At 68.3% G+C, this 20,744-nt stretch carries 17 protein-coding genes; 6 read left to right on the plus strand and 11 right to left on the minus strand.

The window, feature by feature from the left end; all coding sequences use genetic code 11:
• Positions 1 to 105: 105 nt before the first annotated feature.
• Positions 106 to 837, plus strand: a complete 732-nt coding sequence (locus ON43_RS32615) for an NIPSNAP family protein (RefSeq protein WP_040813686.1) — start codon at positions 106 to 108, stop codon at positions 835 to 837.
• Here ON43_RS32615 and metE read toward each other — a convergent pair whose 3' ends face one another.
• The 3 genes from metE to aceA form a co-directional block, all read right to left on the minus strand.
• The gene (metE, locus tag ON43_RS32620) at positions 838 to 3,153 is read right to left on the minus strand and encodes a 5-methyltetrahydropteroyltriglutamate--homocysteine S-methyltransferase (protein ID WP_040813687.1); all 2,316 of its coding nucleotides are present in this window, start codon (positions 3,151 to 3,153) and stop codon (positions 838 to 840) included.
• Between the two features lie 197 nt (positions 3,154 to 3,350).
• Complete coding sequence (locus ON43_RS32625) at positions 3,351 to 4,223, minus strand: 3-hydroxybutyryl-CoA dehydrogenase (protein WP_040813688.1); 873 nt, start codon at positions 4,221 to 4,223, stop codon at positions 3,351 to 3,353.
• A gap of 300 nt (positions 4,224 to 4,523) precedes the next feature.
• The gene (gene aceA / locus ON43_RS32630; protein ID WP_040813689.1) at positions 4,524 to 5,813 is read right to left on the minus strand and encodes an isocitrate lyase; all 1,290 of its coding nucleotides are present in this window, start codon (positions 5,811 to 5,813) and stop codon (positions 4,524 to 4,526) included.
• 515 nt (positions 5,814 to 6,328) lie between these two features.
• Between aceA and ON43_RS32635 the strand changes: the two genes are divergently transcribed.
• The gene (locus ON43_RS32635; protein WP_040813690.1) at positions 6,329 to 6,808 is read left to right on the plus strand and encodes a hypothetical protein; all 480 of its coding nucleotides are present in this window, start codon (positions 6,329 to 6,331) and stop codon (positions 6,806 to 6,808) included.
• 134 nt (positions 6,809 to 6,942) lie between these two features.
• On the opposite strand, the gene ON43_RS32640 is transcribed toward ON43_RS32635, so the two are convergent.
• Positions 6,943 to 7,170, minus strand: a complete 228-nt coding sequence (locus tag ON43_RS32640) for a hypothetical protein (protein ID WP_040813691.1) — start codon at positions 7,168 to 7,170, stop codon at positions 6,943 to 6,945.
• Between the two features lie 180 nt (positions 7,171 to 7,350).
• Here ON43_RS32640 and ON43_RS32645 point away from each other — a divergent pair, with 180 nt between their 5' ends.
• Positions 7,351 to 10,227, plus strand: coding sequence for a tetratricopeptide repeat protein (locus tag ON43_RS32645; protein WP_157514266.1), 2,877 nt, complete (start codon positions 7,351 to 7,353; stop codon positions 10,225 to 10,227).
• Between the two features lie 16 nt (positions 10,228 to 10,243).
• Here the strand turns inward: ON43_RS32645 and ON43_RS32650 are convergent, their stop codons facing one another.
• Positions 10,244 to 10,606, minus strand: coding sequence for a hypothetical protein (locus tag ON43_RS32650; RefSeq protein ID WP_040813693.1), 363 nt, complete (start codon positions 10,604 to 10,606; stop codon positions 10,244 to 10,246).
• Between the two features lie 186 nt (positions 10,607 to 10,792).
• Here ON43_RS32650 and ON43_RS32655 point away from each other — a divergent pair, with 186 nt between their 5' ends.
• Positions 10,793 to 13,486 carry a tetratricopeptide repeat protein gene (locus ON43_RS32655; RefSeq protein ID WP_040813694.1) on the plus strand — a complete coding sequence of 898 codons (2,694 nt, stop codon included), beginning with the start codon at positions 10,793 to 10,795 and terminating at the stop codon, positions 13,484 to 13,486.
• Between the two features lie 342 nt (positions 13,487 to 13,828).
• Positions 13,829 to 14,854: an XdhC family protein gene (locus ON43_RS32660; protein ID WP_040813769.1), complete on the plus strand. Its 1,026-nt coding sequence runs from the start codon at positions 13,829 to 13,831 to the stop codon at positions 14,852 to 14,854.
• Here the strand turns inward: ON43_RS32660 and ON43_RS32665 are convergent.
• From ON43_RS32665 to ON43_RS32690, 6 genes are all read right to left on the minus strand, one after another.
• Positions 14,851 to 15,951: an ABC transporter substrate-binding protein gene (locus ON43_RS32665; protein ID WP_040813695.1), complete on the minus strand. Its 1,101-nt coding sequence runs from the start codon at positions 15,949 to 15,951 to the stop codon at positions 14,851 to 14,853. The two genes, ON43_RS32660 and ON43_RS32665, sit on opposite strands and share 4 nt — an antisense overlap.
• Before the next feature lie 79 nt (positions 15,952 to 16,030).
• Positions 16,031 to 16,837 carry an ABC transporter permease gene (locus tag ON43_RS32670; protein ID WP_245568844.1) on the minus strand — a complete coding sequence of 269 codons (807 nt, stop codon included), beginning with the start codon at positions 16,835 to 16,837 and terminating at the stop codon, positions 16,031 to 16,033.
• A 17-nt stretch (positions 16,838 to 16,854) separates the two neighbouring features.
• The gene (locus tag ON43_RS32675) at positions 16,855 to 17,616 is read right to left on the minus strand and encodes an ABC transporter permease (protein ID WP_040813697.1); all 762 of its coding nucleotides are present in this window, start codon (positions 17,614 to 17,616) and stop codon (positions 16,855 to 16,857) included.
• Positions 17,613 to 18,416 carry an ABC transporter ATP-binding protein gene (locus ON43_RS32680; protein WP_040813698.1) on the minus strand — a complete coding sequence of 268 codons (804 nt, stop codon included), beginning with the start codon at positions 18,414 to 18,416 and terminating at the stop codon, positions 17,613 to 17,615. Before ON43_RS32680 ends, ON43_RS32675 begins: the two co-directional genes overlap by 4 nt.
• Before the next feature lie 99 nt (positions 18,417 to 18,515).
• Entirely contained in the window at positions 18,516 to 18,926 is a 411-nt protein-coding gene (locus tag ON43_RS32685) for a hypothetical protein (RefSeq protein ID WP_157514267.1), read from the minus strand.
• 138 nt (positions 18,927 to 19,064) lie between these two features.
• The gene (locus tag ON43_RS32690) at positions 19,065 to 20,009 is read right to left on the minus strand and encodes a hexose kinase (RefSeq protein ID WP_040813700.1); all 945 of its coding nucleotides are present in this window, start codon (positions 20,007 to 20,009) and stop codon (positions 19,065 to 19,067) included.
• Positions 20,010 to 20,126: 117 nt separating this feature from the next.
• On the opposite strand from ON43_RS32690, the gene ON43_RS32695 reads away from it, so the two are divergent.
• A complete protein-coding gene (locus ON43_RS32695; RefSeq protein WP_083913887.1) occupies positions 20,127 to 20,567 on the plus strand; it encodes a DUF4254 domain-containing protein in 441 nt (146 codons plus the stop codon).
• Positions 20,568 to 20,744 lie beyond the last annotated feature (177 nt).

Below are 20,744 nucleotides of genomic sequence, written 5' to 3' on the forward strand. Positions count from 1 at the left end.
CAAGCTAATCCGCGGTTCATGACCGCTTCGTGACTGGCCAGATCTTGACGGAAAGCGGCATTCAGGCCACTGGAACGACCGTCCCAGCGGTGCGACCGTGAAGACATGACCGAAATCCTCTGGCCGGTCCTCGAATTGCGGCAGTACACACTGCGGCCGGGCACGCGCGACACCCTCATCGACCTCTTCGACCGTGAGCTGCTCGACCCGCAGGAAACCCTCGGCGCCCGCATCATCGGGCAGTTCCGCGACGAGGACGATCCGGACCGCTTCGTCTGGCTGCGCGCCTTCCCCGATATGCGGGCCCGCCATGCCGCGCTGACCGCGTTCTACCTGGACAGCGAGACCTGGCACACGCACGCACCGGCCGCCCGCGCCACCATGATCGACACCACCGACGTGCTGCTATTGCGCCCGTCCCCGCCGGGCAGCGGCTTCACAGCGCCGAGTGACCGCCCCGCCCGCGATGCCACCGCTGCGCCGCCCGCGCGGGTCATGGCGACCGTCTACCACCCGTCCGTCGACCTCGACGAATTCGCCGGCTTCTTCGACGACCGGGTCCGGCCCGCGCTCGCCGCGGCGGGCATCCACCCCGTCGGCGTCTACGAGACCGAGCCCGCGCCGAATACCTTCGCGCCCTTGCCCGTTCGCGAGGGCGAATCAGTCTTCAGCTGGTTCGCGACCTTCGCCGACGCCGATCGGCGTGCCGCGCAGCTCGCCATGCTGATCCGGTCGCCGCGCTGGCGGGACGATGTCGCACCCGAGCTGGCCAAGCGGCTGGAGGGGCCGGAACACGTCCTGCGCCTGGCTCCAACCGCCCGGTCACTGCTGCGCTGATCAGGCGCTTTCGCCCGCGGCGGCCTCCGCGCGCCGCCGGACGCGGCGGGCCGCCGCGACCATATTGCGCAGCGACGGGTCCAGCTGCCAGTGGTGGCGGGTCTTGAGGCCGCCGTCCGGATTGGCCCACAGGCGTTCCGGGGTGACGGCTTCGGCTGCGGCGGTGAGCAATTCGTCCAGCTCGTCGATGTCCGGGATGCGAGCCGAACGCGACTCGTACACGCCCGGGCCGACACCGTGGGTCAGGCCGCGACCCTCGGCGCAGTCCTCCTTCAGCGCCTCGAGCACCCATTCGATGGAGCGGGTGGCCACGATGGCGGTGACGTCGGCATCGAGCTCCTCGATGGCCGCCACCACGTCGCCGCGGCTGGAATAGCCGATGTGCGTGTGGATCTGGGTCTCCGGCTTGACGCCGGAGGTGGCCAGCTTGAACGCGCCGACCGCCCAGCGCAGGTATTCGGCCTGCCCCTTCTTGCGCAGCGGCAGCAGCTCGCGAATGGAGGGCTCGTCCACCTGGATGATGGCGATGCCCGCCTTCTCCAGGTCCACGACCTCGTCGCGAATGGCCAGCGCCACCTGGTCGGCGGTCTCGTAGAGCGGCTGGTCCTGGCGCACGAAGGAGCGGGCCAGCATGGTGACCGGGCCGGTGACCATGCCCTTGACCGGCTTGTCGGTGAGCGACTGCGCGTACGCGGTCCACGACACCGACATGGGCTCCGGGCGCGACACGTCGCCGTACACGATCGGCGGTCGCACGCAACGGGATCCGTACACCTGCACCCAGCCGTAGTGGGTGGTGGCGAAGCCGTCCAGCAGCTCCGCGAAGTACTGGATCATGTCGTTGCGCTCGTGCTCGCCGTGCACGAACACGTCGAGGCCGATGTCCTCCTGCAGGCGGATGGTCGACTCGATCTCGGCCTCGATGCGCTTGCGGTAGTCGTCGTAGGAGAGCTTGCCCTGGCCCAGATCGTGGCGCGCCTGGCGGGCCGCCTCGGTCTGCGGGAACGAGCCCAGTGTGGTGGCAGGCACCAGCGGGAGCCGAAGCTTGGCCTGCTGTGCGATCTTTCGCGTCTCGTAGGGTTCGCGCACCCGCATCTGCGGGGTCACCGCGTAGACGCGCTGGCGCACCGCGTGCTTCTGCTTGAAGTGCACCGAGGTCGGCTTCTTGCGCCACTTCTCCGAGGGGCCCTCGGTGAGCGCCTTGGCCAGCGAGACCACTTCCAGCACCTTCTGTTTGGCGAAGGCGAGACGGTCGGCGACGGGACCCTCGAGCTCGTATTCGACGAGCACGTCGTAGGGCACGTGCAGCAGCGTGGCGCCGGTCGACACCACCATGTCGGGACAGACCTGGGCCAGCTTGTTGAGGTATTCCAGGGTCACGTACCGGTCGGCGCGCCACACATTGGTGCCGCTGATCACGCCGGCGTAGAGGCGCTTGCGCTTGATGCCCGGAATCTTGGCCAGCTCCTCGGGCACCACGCGGTGGCTCGCGAGGTCCAGGCCGATGGCCTCCACCGCGGTGCGGCACAGGATTTCGGTGGCCTCGCCGAAATCACCGTAGGAGCCGGTGACCAGCATGCGCGGACGCAGCGGGGCCTTGGACAGCCGCTGGTAGGTCTTCTCGAACAGCTCCATGGTCGAGGGCGAGCGGTCACTGGTGAAGCACGGCTCGTCCAGCTGCACACAGGTGGCGCCGCGCTTGGCGAGGATCTCGAACAGTTCCTCGTACACCGGCAGCAGCTTGTCCAGCAGCACCAGCTTGTCGAACTCGGTCTGGCCGGGGACGTGTCCGGTCTTGGACAGCAGCAGCAACGACAGCGGGCCCAGGATCACCGGGCGCAATTCGATGCCGGCGGCCTTGGCGCGGTCGAATTCGTCGAGCAGGGCCTCGGGATGCAGCGAGAACTCGGTGTCGGTATCGAGTTCGGGCTGCCGGTAGTGGTACGGCGTGTTCAGCAGCTTGACCAGCTCGAGCGGCGGCAGGTCGGGGCGGCCGCGAGCCATCAGGAAGTAGAAGTCCAAGGGGTCCAAGCCTTCTCGATAGGGCTCGAACCGCTTGGGGACCGCGCCGAACAGCAGCGCGTTGTCGAGGATGTGGTCGTAGAAGGAGAAGGTGTTGCCGGGGACCTGCGTCAACCCGGTGGCGGCCAGCTCCCGGAACTGACTCTCCTGAATATCGCGACCGACGGCGAGCAGCTCGTCGCGAGACAGCGTGCCGTGCCAGTACGACTCCAGTGCACGCTTGAGTTGCCGGTGCTCGCCGATGCGCGGGTAACCCAGGATGCTGGATCCGAACCCGTCGGTGACGTTGACCATCTTGAACGGACACTCCTTCCGAGCTGCCGGTCCCGAACGACCTGATTGCAGCTTATGCCCGGTTGCGGTGGACGCCGCCACATGCCCTGCGGCGCGCACCTTGGAGAAAAAGACGCTCTGCTCTGTAGGAAGAAAAACACGATGCGCTCACGCGACCACCCGCGTGAGCGCATCGATACGCCATGGAAAGGCTCAGATCACGCGCGGTTGTACTGGTAGAAGCCCGCTCCGGCCTTCTTACCCAGCAGCCCGGCCTCGACCATGCGGCTCAGCAGCGGCGGCGCGGAGTACAGCGGCTCCTTGAACTCCTCGTACATGGAGTCGGCGATGGACTTCACGGTGTCGAGGCCGACCAGGTCGGTCAGGGCCAGCGGGCCCATCGGGTGGGCACAGCCCAGCACCATGGCCTTGTCGACGTCTTCCTTGGTGGCGAAACCGGATTCGACCATGCGGATGGCCGAGAGCAGGTACGGCACCAGCAGCGCGTTGACCACGAAACCGGAACGGTCGGCGGAGCGCACGACCTGCTTGCCCAGCACGTCGGCGGCGAACTGCTCGGCGCGCTTGGTGACGGTGTCGGTGGTCTTGAGGGTGGTGACCAGCTCGACCAGCGGCAGCACCGGCACCGGGTTGAAGAAGTGCATGCCCACGACCCGCTCCGGGTTGTTGGTGGCCACGGCGATCTTCATGATCGGAATGGAGGAGGTGTTGGAGGCCAGCACCGCGTTCGGATCGGTGACGACCTTGTCGAGTTCGGCGAAGATCGCGGTCTTCACTTCCTCGTTCTCCACGACGGCCTCGACCACCAGCTGGCGGTCGGCGAAATCGCCGAGGTCGCTGGTGAAGCGCAGCCGCCAGGCGGCCTGCTCGCGCTCGCGCTCGGTGATCTTGCCGCTGGACACCCCGCGGTCCAGCGACCGCAGGATGCGGGCCCGCCCGGCGGCGGCGAGCTCACGGGTCTGCTCGAAGACGAGGACATCGACGTGTGCCCGGGCGCAAACCTCGGCGATGCCGGCGCCCATCTGTCCCGCACCGATAATGCCGACGCGCTGAATCTTCTCTGTGCTCACGGTCCCGCTCCTGCTCTTTGGCCGTCGTGGCTGTGGATGAAGGCGTCGTATAACTGAACGACCCTGCGCCTTCTTAAGGTCTTGAAAAACGGTCTTACGAAAAACGTTATTAAGGAAATGCCCTCCCCGCCGGGGCTGTCGACGGGAAGGGCGGGGTGGACTCGCCGAGAGGGGCTTGCCATCCCTCTCGGCGAGTCCTGAGGTCCCGCGGCGGCGGAAGGTGTGATGCGACTGCCGCCTCGGGGTTGTCCTCGGAACCTGAAGTGGCTCAGCTGTTTACGCCGAGCCGCCTCGGGTAGCTCAGTGGAACTGGCCCTCTTCGGTCGAGCCCTTCAGCGCAGCGGTGCTGGTGTTGGGGTCGACGGTGGTGGCGATGGTGTCGAAGTAGCCGGCGCCGACCTCACGCTGGTGCTTGACGGCGGTGAAGCCACGCTCGGCGGCGGCCTTGAACTCGCGCTCCTGCAGGTCGACGAAGGCGGTCATGCCCTCGCGGGCGTAGCCGTAGGCCAGGTCGAACATGCCGTAGTTCAGCGAGTGGAAGCCGGCCAGGGTGATGAACTGGAACTTGAAGCCCATGGCGCCCAGCTCGCGCTGGAACTTCGCGATGGTCGCGTCGTCCAGGTGCGCCTTCCAGTTGAAGGACGGCGAGCAGTTGTAGGCCAGCAGCTGGTCCGGGAACTCGCCGCGGACGGCCTCGGCGAACTTGCGCGCGACCTCGAGGTCCGGCACGCCGGTCTCCATCCAGATCAGGTCGGCGTAGGGGGCGTAGGCCTTGGCACGCGCGATGCAGGGCTCGATGCCGTTCTTGGTGCCGAAGAAGCCCTCGGCGGTGCGGGTGCCGTCCAGGAACTCGCGGTCGCGCTCGTCCACATCGGAGGTGATGAGGGTGGCGGCCTCGGCGTCGGTGCGGGCGATGATCACCGACGGCACGTCGGCGACGTCGGCGGCCAGACGCGCGGAGGTCAGGGTGCGGATGTGCTGCTGAGTGGGGATCAGCACCTTGCCGCCCAGGTGGCCGCACTTCTTCTCGGAGGCCAGCTGGTCCTCCCAGTGCACGCCGGCCGCGCCGGAGGCGATCATGGCCTTCTGCAGCTCGTAGGCGTTCAGGGCGCCACCGAAGCCGGCCTCGGCGTCGGCGACGATCGGGGCCAGCCAGTTGGCGACCGAGGTGTCACCCTCGACCTTGGCGATCTCGTCGGCGCGCAGCAGCGCGTTGTTGATGCGGCGGACCACGGCCGGAACCGAGTTGGCCGGGTACAGCGACTGGTCCGGGTAGGTGTGGCCGGACAGGTTCGCGTCACCGGCGACCTGCCAACCGGACAGGTAGATGGCCTTCAGGCCGGCACGGACCTGCTGCACGGCCTGGTTGCCGGTGAGGGCGCCCAGGGAGTTGATGTAGTCCTCGTTGTTCACGAGATCCCAGAGGATCTCGGCACCACGGCGGGCGAGGGTGTGCTCCTCGACGACGGTGCCCTGCAGCTTGACGACCTGATCGGCCGTGTAGTTGCGGGTGACGCCCTTCCAGCGGGGGTTGGTGTCCCAATCCTGCTGGAGCTCCGCAGCGGTCTTCGGGGTGCCGACGTTCGACATCTCTGACTCCACTTCTTCGTTCGGTCTCGGTAGCCCCGCCGGTCGAATCCCGGAGGGATGTTCGACCACTGCTGGAGCGGCAATTTGCAGACTTGCTAGGCCCGCGAGGTGTACTTCCACACGATGGCACAGGACAAAAGTCCCGTCTACCTGTTGCAAGTGTGAATCCACGCTAGCTTTCACCAGCATTTTGCTAATGCTGCGAAATTTGCTTGTGAATAGCAGCGGCGGAATCTACTTGCCAGTAGGCCTGACATGCGGTTTTGCATAACGCCCGTACTGTTTGCGTGACGGGGGCCACCGGTGCATGACGCGCCGACGGCCGTCCAGATGTGAGCACCTTCACAGATCATTCTGATCTTGGTCCTTGTGAGGCATGCCACCGGGGTGCACATTTCAGACCTTTCGGTCGCCTCGACTCTTCGAAATCTAGCACCGCTAGACAAGCTAGCTCGGTCTTGTTATCGTTGCTTCAGTTCCTAGCGCCGCTAGATTCGACTCGAAAAGAGACTCCGATGCTTGTTCTGACCGGCCAAATCCTCGCCGCCCTCGCCATCCTCGCCAATGCCGTCGTGTACGGAACCGACTGGTCGGTGGCCCTCATTACCCGCTCGGTCTACCGCGACCACCTCGACGACGCCACCATGACGATCAGCGCCGGGTGGGGCCACTACTACGGCGACAAGCGCATGCCGATCTTCGGCGCGGGCGGCGTCATCACCGCCGTGCTCGCCCTCGGAATCGCGATCGCGGCGGGTCAGTTCGGCGCGGCCGCGGCCGCCGGAATCGCGCTCGCCGCCCTGCTCACCTGGCTGGCCTGCTACGTCCTCATCGCCAAGCCGGTCAACACCGCCCAGACCGCGGCCGCCCAGACCGGTGTCATCCCCGCCAATGCCCGTGCCCTGCAGACCAAATGGGACAGCATCCTCAACCTCCGGGTGGCCCTGCAGACCGTCGCCCTCGCGGGTCTCCTCACCGCCCTGGCCCTCTTCTGACCCGAAGATGCCCGCGCACACGCGAAGGCCCCGCACCGAATTCGGTGCGGGGCCTCGTGTTTCCCGGCGGGTCGAACGACCGCCGGGCCACCGCCGGTGTGCTCCCCTCCCGGCCCACCGGCGGAGCCTGCGAGCTAGCCCACCGGCGGGACGGCCGAGATCGGACAGAACGGTTCGCACACTCCCGCCACCACGGATCGCGCCGGCGTCGCGGGCCCGGGATCGGTGGCGGGGTGACTGCCGCAGCCGACGGCGACGATGAGCATGACCAGCACCGCGAAGGCCAGGACCGCGCAGCCGCCGATCACCATCCAGCGCAGGTTGAACCGCCTCGGCAGCGGGACCAGATAGATGACACCCATGCCAGAACTCCTTCCGCCCCGGTCGACCGTGCCGCCGGTCGACCCGACTTCAGGATGCGGAATCCGGTTCATCGCTTCACGAAGTGGAAGGCGAGAACTTTCGCAATTGAGACACGGTGCTTGACCTGGTGAAACACCCACTGCTACCAAAGGAATCGGCAATAACCGGGGGAAGAAATCGTGAGTGCTCGTCATCCCACCACGCGGGCGGACCGGCGGCGGCTCCGAGATGCGCTGGCCGCCACCGGCTTATCGGATGTGCAACTGCTGCCGCTGCTGGTGAACGAGCTGCGCCAGAAGGGGTTGCGGCCGCGGGTGGCGTGGCGCTACGCGGCGGGACTGGCCCGCACCAACGGCCGCCGCGAGATCGTCGAGCTCACCCTCGAGGATGTGGCCGAACAGTTCAACGACCACCGCGACGATCGCCGCAGAACCGTTCAGGGCAACCAGATCTCGTACTTCGAGCGCTGGCCTGACGTCCGCACCGGTCCGCGCCTGACCGTCGAGGTGCTGGAGTTGCTGGCCCGAATCTACGGCACCACCTGGGACGAACTGGTCGACGCCGAGGACCTGGCGCAGCTGGAGCCCGGGGTCGTGGAGCGCTTTCGCGATGCGGTGGCCCGGCGCAGCAGCCTCCCGGCCGGGGCGCCGATCGCGGATCTGCCGCCGCGCGAACCGAATTTCATCGGCCGAAAGCAGGTGGTGCAGGAGCTGAACCAGCGGATCGTGGCGCATCGGCGCGCCCGCAACGCGCCGTCCGTGCACGTGATCCACGGCCATCCCGGCGTCGGGAAGACCGCACTGGCCCGCTTCGCGGAGGCGCTGTTCTCCGCCCGCTATCCGGACGGCCGCATCTGGGTCGACCTGCACGGCTACACGCCGGGCCGGGACCCGCGCGAACCCGCCGACGTGCTCGAACAGCTGTTGCTCGAGATCGGGGTGCCGCGCGAGACCATCCCGCCGGATCTGGCCCGTCGCTCGGACAAATGGCGAAACGCCATGCGCGACAAGCAGATGTACCTCACCTTCGACAGCACGCCCGACAGCGATCACGTCCGCGATCTGCTGCCGCTGTCACCCGGCACGCTCGTGGTGGTCACCAGCCGGACCCGTCTCACCGCGCTGGCGGGCGCCGACCCGCTGCCCTTGGGGGCGATGAACAGCGTGGAGGCCGAACAGCTGCTCGTCCGCATGGCCGGTCTGCCCCCGGGCTACGACCGCGAGGCCGCGACCCAGATCGTCCGCACCGCGGGCAATCTGCCGCTGGCGGTCAAGCTGATCGCGGGCCATATCGCATATCACGGCGAATCCATGCTGTCCTCCTTCGCCGCCGACTTCGCCGAGCTGACCGAGCGCGGGAAGCGCGCCCCGGGTCAGGCGGGCGACTCGCCGGCCCGGCATATTCTCGAGAAGTTCCGCGCCGAGAACGAGTCGGTCCGCACCGCCTTCGAGATGTCCTATCGCCGCCTGCGCGATCCGGAGCTGCAGCGCCTGGTCCGGCTGCTGGGCGCCTTCCCCGGCTCCGAGATCACCGCCGAGATCCTGGGCGCCATGGCCGACATCTCGGTGGACGAGGCGAAGAACCTGATCAACCGGCTGTCCGAGGCGGGGCTGCTGGACGCGGTCGCCGGTCCGAATCAGGTGTCGCGGTATCGCATGCACGATCTGAACCGGCTCTGCGCCCAGGTGGAGGCCGAGTTGGAGAATCGGCCGGAGGATCGGCGGGTGGCGATCGCGCGGATCGTCGCGCACAGCCTGGCGGTGGCACGGCAGGCCGCGACCCTGCGGCCCTTCGATTCCGCGGGCAGCCGGGCCACCGCGACCAGTTCGCTGGACGCGGCCGCGCACGCGCGGGGCTGGCTGAGCCGGGAGCGCGAACTGCTGCTCGGCTGCCTGCCGCTGGCCGAAATGACCTCGGACACCGCCGAATTGGCGCGCCTGCTGGCGTGTCACCTGTGCAGTCTCGGGCATTGGTCGGATGCGGACCGGCTCTACGCGCAGGCGCTGTCGATCGCGGACCATCTGGGTGACGCGACGGCGCGGGCCTGGGCGCTGCTGGGCCGCGGCCGGATTCACCGCCTGCGCGGCAATCACGAGAGCGCCAGAACCACCTACGCGGCCGCCGGGCGCCTCGGGCTGGAGCTGACCGACCGGCGCATCCAGGTCGAATCACTGTGCGAGCTCGGGCAATCCGAATGGGTGACCGGTGAATACGACCTGGCCAGGTCGAATTTCCGTGAGGCCCTGCGGATTTCCCGGGAGATCGGGCACAAGCAGACGGAATGCGATGCGCTGGAAGGACTCAGCCACACCGAGCGCATGTCCTCCCGGTACCGGGCGGCGGAGAACCGGTCACGGGAAGCGCTGGTCATCGCCTCGGATCTGGCCGACCTGGAACGGCTGGCGGCCGTGCAGTGGAGTTATGCCGAGGTCGAGCGCCTGTGGGGCCGCTATGACACGGCCCGGCCGCTGTATCTCAATGTGCAGCGCATCGCGCGCAGCATCGAACAGCGCAAGCTCGAGGGTGACGCGCTGCGCGGCCTGGGGCATGTGGAGCGCATGACCGGGAGTATCGAGGTGGCGCGCAATCGATTCGACGCCGCGCTGGGCATCGCCCGCCGGATCGGCGATCAGTACGGCGAGCTCTGGTCGCTGTGGGGTCTGGGCCACTTGGCGCGCTCGCGCGGCGACTACGACGACGCCCGGGACTGTTTCACCGAGGCCTCGGCCATCGCGCAGATCATCGCGGAGCCGCTGGGGCAGATCGATACGCTGCGCGGCCTCGGGCACGTCCACCGGCATTACGTGGACAGTGCCGAACGCAATGAATACCGGCTGGCCCAGCGCTTCTACGCCGATTCGCTGCGGATCGCCCAGCGGCTCGGGGACATTCACGGCCAGGCCGACGCCCTGCGCGCACTCGGGAAACTCGCGGCGCGCGCGGGAGATCCGGAATCCGGCCGGGCTCGGCTCGAGCAGGCGCTGGCGCTCTACGAGCAGATCGAGTTGCCGGTGCTCGACCTGGTCCGGGCCGAGCACGCGGCAATGCACCGCTGAACGCACCTAGGAGCCGTCATCGCAGCGCCTCGCGCCGCGGCGTTCGCACGGGCTCCCCTTCCTCGTCGCCGCGCGCCTCCCGTTCCCGCCCGGCCTCGCGCAGCGCCAGCAGGCACATGGCGTCGGTGATGGTGAGGCCGATCATCTCGGCGTGCAGGGCCGCCACCTCCTCGTCGAATTCGCCACTGGGGCGGAGCAATCCGAGGAGGATCATCTCCGCGAGGACGACTCCCGCCATCGCCTGATCGCGCGACAGGCGGCGGTAGGTGGGGAGGTAGGAGAGGACCCAGCGACCGCGGTGCTCCTCCGGAACATCGATGCGGAAGGCGACCTCGTGCGCCACGTCGGAGGTGATCATCCAATTCGAATCGGTAACCATTGATTCGATCCTTTCTCGACCGCGGACCCGTCCCCCGTGCCCGTCCTGTCCAATCAATGGTCGCGACCGCGCGGGCATTGTTCGATCCCACGGCGATTCGCGATTTCTTGGCACGTCACGAGTCCTTGACCTGCCCAAACATGAGCGGTACCAAGGAAATATTCACAATGGCGGGGGGAGGTTTCCATGGCCGCCGCGCAGAAGAACGGGGAATCCGATGTGGTGGGGTCGGATGCGCGCAAGGAATTGCGCGGCATTCTGCTCGGGATCGGGTTGCGGGAGAACGAACTGCTGGAGCCGCTGGTCGCGGAATTGCGGCATCGGGGGTGCCGCCCGCGCAAGGCCTGGCGGCTGGCGAACGAGTTCACCCAGCAGCAGGTGGCCGACGAGTTCAACCGGCTGACCGGGAAGCCGAGCGCGCCGATGAAGGCGGCGCGGATCTCTGAGTACGAGTCGTGGCCGGGGCCGCGCGGGGCGGGGCGGATCCATCCGCGGCCGACGCTGGAGGTGCTGAAGAACCTGGCCGCGATCTACCGGACCAGCTGGGATCAGCTGGTGGACACCGCGGATCTGGCGCAGATGCCGAGCGCGGAGGTGGCCGCTTACCGGGCGTTGATTTCGCGCCGGACGACGGCGCTGCCCGCCGCCTCCGACAATGGATTCCCCAGCGAGCTGGTGCCCTTCGTGGGCCGTACCGAACAGCAGCGGCAGCTGCGGGACCGGATCGAGGCGCATCTGAACTCGGGCGGGCCGAGTGTGCATGTGGTCAATGGCCTTGCGGGCGTGGGAAAGACGGCGCTGGCGCGGTGGATGGTGGAGACCTTCGAGGGCCGCTATCCGGACGGTGTCATCTGGGAAAACCTGCACGGCCACACCGACGGCCGCCCGCCGCGCACCCCCGCCGGGGTGCTCGAGCAGGTGCTGCTGAAGATCGGGGTGCCGCCGGAGACCATCAAGACCGATATCGGTCCGCGGTCCGCCCGCTGGCGTCACGAGATGCGGGATCGCCGCTCGCTCATCGTGTTCGACAACGCCCTCGATTCCAAACAGGTCCGCGCCCTGCTCCCCGAGGCGCGCGACTGCTTCGTGCTCATCACCAGCCGCCACAAACTGACCGGCCTCACCGGTGCCGTCCCGCTGCAACTCGATGCCATGGGCCCCTCCGAGGCGGAGGAGCTGCTCGTCGAATTCGCGCATCTGCCACCGGGTTACGACGTGGAAGCGGCCCGCCTGGTCCTGGGCGCCGCGGGTGGCCTGCCGCTCGCGATCCGCCTGATCGCCGGCCAGATCGCCTACCAGGGCCCGGACCTGCTCGGCGCGGCCGCCGCCGAATTCACCAAACTGGCCGAGCGCATGCGTCAGGGCCCCGGCGACGGCACCGAGGACTCCCTCGTGGAACGAGCCCTCGACCTCTTCTCCGCCGAAGGCGAAACCCTGCGCGCCGCCTTCGAACTCTCCTACCAGCGCCTCCCGGACCCGGTCCTGCAACGCTCGGTCCGCCTGCTCGGCTGGTTCCCCGGCACCGAGATCACCGCCGAAACCCTCGCCCCGATGGCGGGCGTCCCGCAGGCCCAGGCGTACGGGCTGATCCGCCAGATCTTCGAGGTGGGCCTGCTCGATCCGGCCGAGGCGGGACCGCGCGGTCAGCGCTTCCGAATCCACGATGTGACAAGGCTTTTCGCACGGGTGAAGGCCGATGCCGAGGATCTGCCGAGCGAGCACACCGCCGCGGTGGGTCGGCTGGTGCGGTATTGCCTCGGGGTGGCGCGGCAGGCCGGGGTGCAGCAGCCCTACGAGGCGGCGGGCAGTTTCTCCGCGCCGCCCGTGCCCGATCCGACGGGGGCCACCCGGCGCGCGCAGGATTGGCTCGATCGCGAACGCGAATTGCTGCTGGGCTGTGTGCGCGTCACGGGTTCGGACCCCGATACCGGCGAGCTGGCCCGGCTGCTGGGTGCGCACCTGTCGGAGCTCGGCCACCTCACCGACGCGCGCGGACTCCTGTTCCGCGCCTTGACCATCGCCCGCGGCGGCGACGATCGCACCACGGCCTGCGACATCCTCTTCGAGCTCGGCACCCTGCACCGCCGCGCCTGCTCCTACGAGACCGCCGCCGCCTGCTTCCAGGAGGCGCACGACATCGCCACCGCCCTCGGCGACGCCCAGCGCACCGCCGCCTCGCTGTGGGGTCTGGCCGATGTCACCAGGCACATCGGCGATTACGACCGCGCCCGCATCGCGTACTCCGATGTGCTGGGCATGGCACGGCAATTGGAGAACGCGAAGTTCGAGGGCGATGCCCTGCGCGGCCTCGGCCACATGGAGCGCATGAACGGCGACCGCGCCACCGCCCACCGCTACTACCTGGACGCGCTGCGCATCGCCGGCGACATCGGCGACCGCTACAGCCTGGGCTGGTCGCTGTGGGGCCTGGGCAGCGTCTCCCGCGAATCGGCCCAATACGCCACCGCCCGAAGCCAATTGAACGACGCCTTCGAGATCGGCGCCGAGATCGGCGACCACCTGCTGCGCGCCGACGCCCTGCGCGGCCTCGGCCACCTCGCCCGCGATGTCGGCGACCTCGACGCCGCCCAGGAGTACTACGCCGAATCCCTCGACCTGACCCGCCGCACCCGCGACCCGCACGGCGAGGCCGACGTCCTGCGCGCCCTGGCCTACATCGCCCTGCGCTCCGGCGGCGCCCACTGGCGCCCGTGCGACCTGCTCTGCAAATCCCTGCTCCTCTACGAGAGCATGGGCATCAAACTCGCCCACCAGGTCCGCGAGGAACTCGCCCAGGCCCTGGCCCGCTGCCGACGCGAATCCGTGCCCCTCCCCGATCGAGTCCAGGAAGACCTGCGCCGCCTCGGCTTCGACTGCTGACCGGGTGGTCGAGCAACCTGATGGTCGCTTGGCCAGCAAACCTGGTCGGACCGGATTACCCTGCTCGCGTGATCCCCGAACGTACGTTTCCGAATCTTGCAATGCGGACTTTCACGCTGCGGAATGGTGCGCTGCGGAATGCTGTATCGGGGAGTTCTGCCGGGGAGAATTTCGGCTCGGCGGTGTCGGGCCGGTGGGCGCGCGGGAGCTCGGGGCGAAAATCAGGGGCGGGCACTTATTTACGGGAACGAGCGGATATGGTGTGCGTCACGTGCGATGCCCTCGCTACGGGGATCGATCGGGATCATCCGGCGGGTGGCGCACTGTGATCGGGAGCATGTGATGCGGGAAATCGTCGAAGACCTTCTCCGGGTGTGGCACAGCGGTCGGACCGGAGGGTTGGCCACTCTCGTTCGGACCCAAGGGGCTTCGCCGGTTCCGATCGGGTCGGCCATGGTGGTGGATGCCGACGGGCGGGCCTTCGGGTCGATCTCGGCGGGTTGCGCGGAGGCGGCCGCCTATGAGGCGGCGCTGGATTCGGCGCGGACGGGGCGGCGCGGGCTGCAGCGGTTCGGGCCGGGCAGCGGGCTGGACGCGCAGATGGACTGCATCGGCACCCTGGACGTGTTCACCGAACCGTTCTCGCGGCGGCATTTTCCCGAATTCCCGGATGTGGCAGCCGATATCGCGGCGCAGAAACAGGTCACCGTGTTCACGGTGGTGTGGCATTCGGACCCGGATGTGATCGGGCAGCATCTGATCACCGACCGCAAGCACGGCACCGAACTGGTGTCGCTGCCGGATTCGGATGTGTTCGTGTCCTCGTTCGCGCGGCCGCCGCATCTGATCCTGGTGGGCGCCAACATCTTCGCGGGCGCGCTGGCCACCCAGGCCAAGCTGCTCGGCTACCGGATCACCATCGTCGACGCGCGGCCCACCTTCGCCACCGCCGCGGCCTATCCGGGCTGCGAGGTGGTGGTCGACTGGCCGCACCGCTACCTCAACACCCTGGCGTCGGCGGGCGAGATCGATTCCAACACCGCGATGGTGGTGCTCTCGCACGACCCGAAGTTCGACATCCCCTTGCTGACCGTCGCGCTCCGACTACCCGAGCTGGGGTACCTGGCAGCCCTGGGTACCCCGGCCTTGCACGCACATCGCCAGGAAGCGCTGCAGGCGGGCGGCTTCACCGACGACACCCTGGCCCGCCTGCACTCCCCCGCCGGTCTGGACGTGGGCGCGCGCACCCCGGCCGAGACCGCCGTCGCCATCGCCGCCGAGCTGCTGGCGGTGCGCAACGGGACCTCGGCCGAGCCGCTGTCCGTCACCCCAGGCAAGGGCCGGCGGCACGTGCAACTGGTGCGCTAGCCCTTCAATTCCGGGTGCTCGGCGAACATCTCGTTGAGCACCGAGAGATCGAAGAGCTGGTTCGCCTTGATGTCGATCTTGGCCTTACCGAGCGCGGCGATGTTCTGTGCGATCAGGTCCTCGGTCATGGTGAACAGCCCGTTGGTCTTGGTCGCGGCCGAGACGACCAGCCCGTTCTGCGCTGCCGCCTCCATCGTCTGTTCCTTCAGTTCCAGACGCTGATCCTTGCCGTACACCTCGACCGCCAGCCGCGCGGATTCCTCCGGACTGGCGACGGCATCCTTCCAGCCCTTGACCTCGGCCATGAGGAACGCCTTGAGCTTGTCGCGCTCGGAGTCGATGGTCTTCTGGCTGACCGTGAGCGTCTCCGCCACCAGCGGCAGCCCGTAGTCGGCGAAGAGGAAGTTCACGTTCTGGAAGCCCTTGGAGGCCAGGGTGATCGGCTCGTTGGTGGCGTAGCTGACCCAGCCGTCGACCTCGCCGTTGGCCAGCGGGGTCGGATCGTATTGGGCGGGCACGATGGTGACGTCGCTCGGCGTCATGCCGTTGGCGGTGAGCAGGGCGTTGAAGATGAGCTGATTGGTGTCCTGGACACCGATCTTGCGGCCCTTCATGTCCTGCGGGTTCTTGATCGGGTTCTTGGCGCTGCTCACGATGCAGAAGGGGTTCTTCTGATACGTGGTGCCGACGATCTTGGCGGACAGGCCCTCCAGCACGGCGGGCGCGGTGGTCTGCGGCGCGGACATGCCGATCCAGATCTTGCCGGTGCCCAGCCCGGCCTCCACCGAGGTGCTGGCCGCGCCGCCCGCGACCAGGTTCACCGAGCCGAATCCGGCGTCCTTGTAGTAGCCCTTGGAATCGGCGAAGTACTCGCCCGCGAATTCGATGTTCTTCAGCCAGGACAGCTGCACCGCCACGGTCCCGTACTTGGAACCGTCGGCGCTGCTGCCGTTTCCGCCGCCCGAGGAGCTGCTGCCACACGCGGCGAGCGCACCGGCGCCGCCGACCGCCGCGCCGGCGAGCCCGGCGTAACGGAGGAAGGAGCGCCGACCCATGGACAACTGCGAGGCCGGACCCGGCCGAAACAAACCACTCATCCGGCGAATCTATGCCGTTTCGATTTCATTTATTTTGCTTTTCCGCGGGTATTTGTGTGCGGCAGGTTAACTCGCGCGCTCAATCCCGGTCCCGCTGCGGCGCGAAGCGCGCCAGCACCAGGTTCTCCAGCACGCCGACCACCGCGTAGGCGAACACCGACACCACCGTCACCAGCGCGATCGAGGCCCACAGCCGGTTGTACTGGAAGGTGGGGATGGCGCGGATCAGCCCGGCCCCCAAGCCCGTTCCGCTGCCCAGCCATTCGCCGAGCAGCGCACCGATCAGCGCGCCGGGCACCGACACGCGGGCGGCCGCGAAGACCGACGGCAGCGCGGCCGGAATCGACACCATGCGCATGGCCGTCCAGTTCGAGCCGCCGTAGGCCACCACGAGTTCGGTGGCCTGCCGGGGCGCGGACCGCAATCCGGTCATGATCATCACCAAGGCCGGGAAGAACACCACGATGGCCGCCATCACGGTGACGCCCATCAGCCCGCGGCCGAACACCAGCACGATGATCGGGGTGATCGCCACCAGCGGCACCGAGCGCAGCAGCATGGCCACCGGCATGAACGCCTGCGCCACCGCCGGTACCCCGATGAACACCGCGGCCACCGCCAGCGCCGCGCCCATGCCGGAGCCGAATCCGATGAGCGCGTCCCGCAGGGTGATTCGCATTTCCTCGAAGATCACCTTGCGGGCATTGCCCGAGGTCGGGCCCGTCACCAGGTACTTCCAGACGTCGCCCGGGCTCTTGCCGACCAGCCCGACCTGCGGGTACAGCTTCAGGAAGCCGTACCACAGCGCCACCAGCAGAATCAGCGAAACCAGCAGCGGCAGCAGGAATCTGCCGATCGGCCGCAGCACGCTCAAGGTTCTCGTCACGCTCGCGCCCATCCCTCTCACGCCTCCGCCCGCGTCCACGGCACGGCCACCCGCGCCACCACCGCCACGACCGCGTAGCCGAGCCCGGCCAGCGCGGCCGCGGCCAGCGCCATGCCCCAGGTGCGCGGCACGTTGTAGGCGGTCTGCGCGGCGGTCAGCGCGACGCCGATGCCGCTGTCCACGCCGCCCAGGTACTCGCCGATGATCGCGCCCAGCACCGCGGACGGCGCGGCGATCTTCAAGGCGGCCAAGGTATTCGGCAGCGCCGCGATCAACTGCACCCGCCGCAGTCGCTGCCAGCGTCCGCCGCCGTAGGCGCGCACCAGATCCATGCTGGTGCGATCCGCCGACCGCAGCCCCGACACCGTCCCGACCATGGTGGTGAAGAAGCAGTACATGGCGGCCAGGAACACCGTGGGCGTGCGCCCGCCGAACACCACCAGGATGATCGGCCCCAGCGCCAGCAGCGGCGTGCAGTAGCTCAGGATGGCCAGCTGGGTGACCAGCATTTCGATCGGCGGGATCAGCACCACCAGCACGGCGAGCGTGATGGCCATGCCGTTGCCCCACGCGAAGCCCTGCAGCGCGCCCCAGGCGGTGACCCGGAAGTTGGGGCCGTACAGCGCCCAGCCGTCGGTGTACATGGTGTGCAGCACATTCCACGGGCTCGGCACCGTGCCGCCCGCGACGTGCAGCTCGGCCAGCAGCGTCCACACCGCCAGCAGGACGGCGATGCCCGCCAGCCCGCCGAGCCGGGTGAGCCGTAGTCGTTCTCTCATTCCGATGCCACCCCGCCCTTGCCGGTGCGCCCGAACAACAGCTCCGACAGATAGTCGTGCAGCTTGTGGAATTCCGGCGAGCGCATCATCTCGGGCGTGCGCGGCCGCGGCAGGTCGATGTCCACGACCTCCACCACCCGGCCGGGGCGCGGGCTCATCACGGCCACCACATCGGAGAGGAAGACGGCCTCGGCGATGCCGTGGGTGACCATCAGGGTGGTGGCGGGCTTCTCGGTCCAGATGCGCAGCAGCTCCAGATTCAGCCGCTGCCGGGTCATATCGTCGAGTGCGCCGAAGGGTTCGTCCAGCAGCAACACCGTCGGCTTGACCACCAGCGCGCGGGCGATCGAAACCCGTTGCCGCATACCGCCGGAGAGCTGTGCGGGCTTGGCCTTCTCGAAACCGTCCAGGCCGACCAGCCGGATCAGATCCGCGATCAGCTCCTTGTCCGCGGGCAGGCCCGCCACCTGCAGCGGCAGCTTGATATTGGATTCCACACTGCGCCACGGCAGCAGCGCCGAATCCTGGAAGGCGATCCCGAACTCGTGGCGGCGGCGCAGCTCGGCGGGGGTCTCGCCATTGATCTTCGCGGTGCCCGCGGTCGGCTGCTCCAGATCCGCGAGTATGCGCAGGATCGTGGACTTCCCGCAGCCGGAGGGGCCGAGCAAGGACAGGAACGCGCCCTGCTCGGTATGCAGATCGACGTCCTCGAGTGCCTTCACTTCACGCCGCCCGGAGCGGAAGGTCTTGCTCAACCCGCTGATATGAATGCCCGTTCCCGCGGCGACTTCCGAACTCATAGGGCAACCGTAAGGGCCGGGAATTGCACGCAGATTGCAAATGGGCAGACGAGATTTCGTCGTTGTTACTTCCGATGGCCCGAATCGATTACCGGACGCTCACCACCAGGCCGGGGGTTCGAACCAATCACGGGACTCCTTGCGGAACAACAGCACGATCAGCGCGAGCGACACGAGTGGTCCCAGGGGGCCGGGCGGTCGGCCCTCGGTAATCGACGGGACCGTCCAGAACATGTTCATCGCTGCCACCAGGATCGCGCCGATCCGCACCGCCTGGCCCTCGGAGTTGAAGGTCAGCGCGACCAGTCCGAGCAGGAAGGCCGGGATGAAGGGCACCGCGGTCGGTATCGCGGCCGACGCCCCGAACAACCAGCCCTGCGAAGCCACGCAGATGATTCCGAGTCCGGCCATGCCGAGCGCGAGCAGCTGTGCCGCGCGCACCACCCGCGGCATCCGGTACCTGTCGTCCACACCCGGCCCGCGATCGGACTGGGTATCTAGGTCGGACACTCCCCCAACTTAACCCCGTACGACCCCCTAACCCCGCCCACCACGCCGCCGTTCCCCGTCATTCCGGCGTGCTTTTGGCCGGAATCCACAGCGGCCTGGGGTGGATCCCGGCCAAAAACATGCCGGGATGACGAGGACCTAAGGCCGGACGGCCACCGACTCCAGCTCACTGACCTGCACCGTGGGCAGCAGCCGGTCCCGCAGCACCCGATCGATCTCCCCGGCGACCGGAATGACCACGGCCGCAGCGGAAGTGGCGACGGCGTCGGCCAACAGCGTGGGCCAGTCCGGCGTGGGCTCGGTGGCGAATCCGGCGATCAGGGCCGCCACGGCGGCGTCCCCCGCACCGGTGGGATTGCCCGCCAGCGGTTTCGGCAGGGCGGCCGTCCAGGCGCGGGACGGGGTGACCGCGACCATCCCCGCACCGCCGCGGGTCACCACCACCGCGCCGAGGCCGTCGGCGAGCAGCGGTTCGACCGCGGCCAGGATCTCCGGAATCGTGCCCGCCGGGCGGCCGGTGAGCCGTTCCAGCTCATCGGTATTGGGGGTGAGCACCACGCCCGGCACGCGGGCCGCCAATTCCAGCGCCTGACCGTCGAAATCGCAGATGGTGGGCACGCCCGCGGCGATGGCGGTGCGCGCCAGTTCGGCCGGCAGGCCCTGGCTCACCCCGCCGGGCAGCGAACCGGCGATGACCAGGCCGCTCACGTCCGACAGCAGTCCCCCGACCCGGACCCGCAGCTGGTCCACGGCATGCGGTTCGGTGACCCGGGGCCCGGGTTCCCACAGCGCTGTGGCGGTGCCATCGTCGGATTCGCTGACCACCACCGTGCGCCGCACCCAGGGCAGCGCGTGCACGAAGTCCACCGGCATCTCGAGTTCGGCGGCGGCCGCGAAGGAGTGGTCGGCGAATCCGGTGGCGCGGGCGTACTTGCCGAGCTGGTTCAGCACCCGGGTGACATTGATGCCGCGCCCGCCGAGCCGTTGATCCACCGAGCGCACCCGCTGGGCCCGACCCCGCTCGAAATGCTCGACCCGGTACGTCATGTCGTAGGCGGGATTCAGGGTAACGGTGAGGATCACTCCACCATCTCGGCACGTCACGGCACCGGATGCAACCCCTGGAAGCCAATGTGGCACCGAATGTCGTCCGCGAATGTCGTTGCCATTCGGAGATATTCGAGGGGCAGTATGTCGGCCGTGCATCCGCTCCCTCCGAAACACCTGCTGCTGCAGGCCTGCCGCGGCCTGCCTCCCGACGATCATCCGGTGCTGCGCTGCGCCGGGTTACTCGCGGACCTGCACGAACGACGACTCACCAGAGTGGGCGGCATCGACCGGATCGACCACGACCGGGCGCGGCTGGTGCACGATATCGACAGTTGGGTGGCGGCCGAGCTGCCCAAGGCGGCCCGCGACGCGCACCTGCACACCGAGACCGTCGGGACCGTGGTGGATCGGCTGGCCCAGTTCTCCGCCCTGGCCTATCTGACCCTGGCCATGTCGCCCGACGACGCCATGCAGGATGCCGCCCAGCGGCTCACCGAATTGGCCATCGCCTACGAGGATCTGGCGGGTGAGCTGGCCGCGGGGCGGCGCAGACTGCCCAATCTGACGGGCACCCACGACTACGAATCCTGACCGCCCGGCCCGGAATTGACCGCGGCCGGCGGTGCCCGGCGAGGGGGCGGGGCACCACCGGCCACACTGGTGGACCATGCGCAATCCACCGTCGATTGCGACCGGACGGCACGATCACCCGGGGGATCCGCGTGGGAGATGCGGTGGCAGTTCCCGAGCTCTCGTCACCTGACAACC

Source organism: Nocardia concava NBRC 100430 (assembly GCF_000308815.1).
GTDB lineage: Bacteria > Actinomycetota > Actinomycetes > Mycobacteriales > Mycobacteriaceae > Nocardia > Nocardia concava.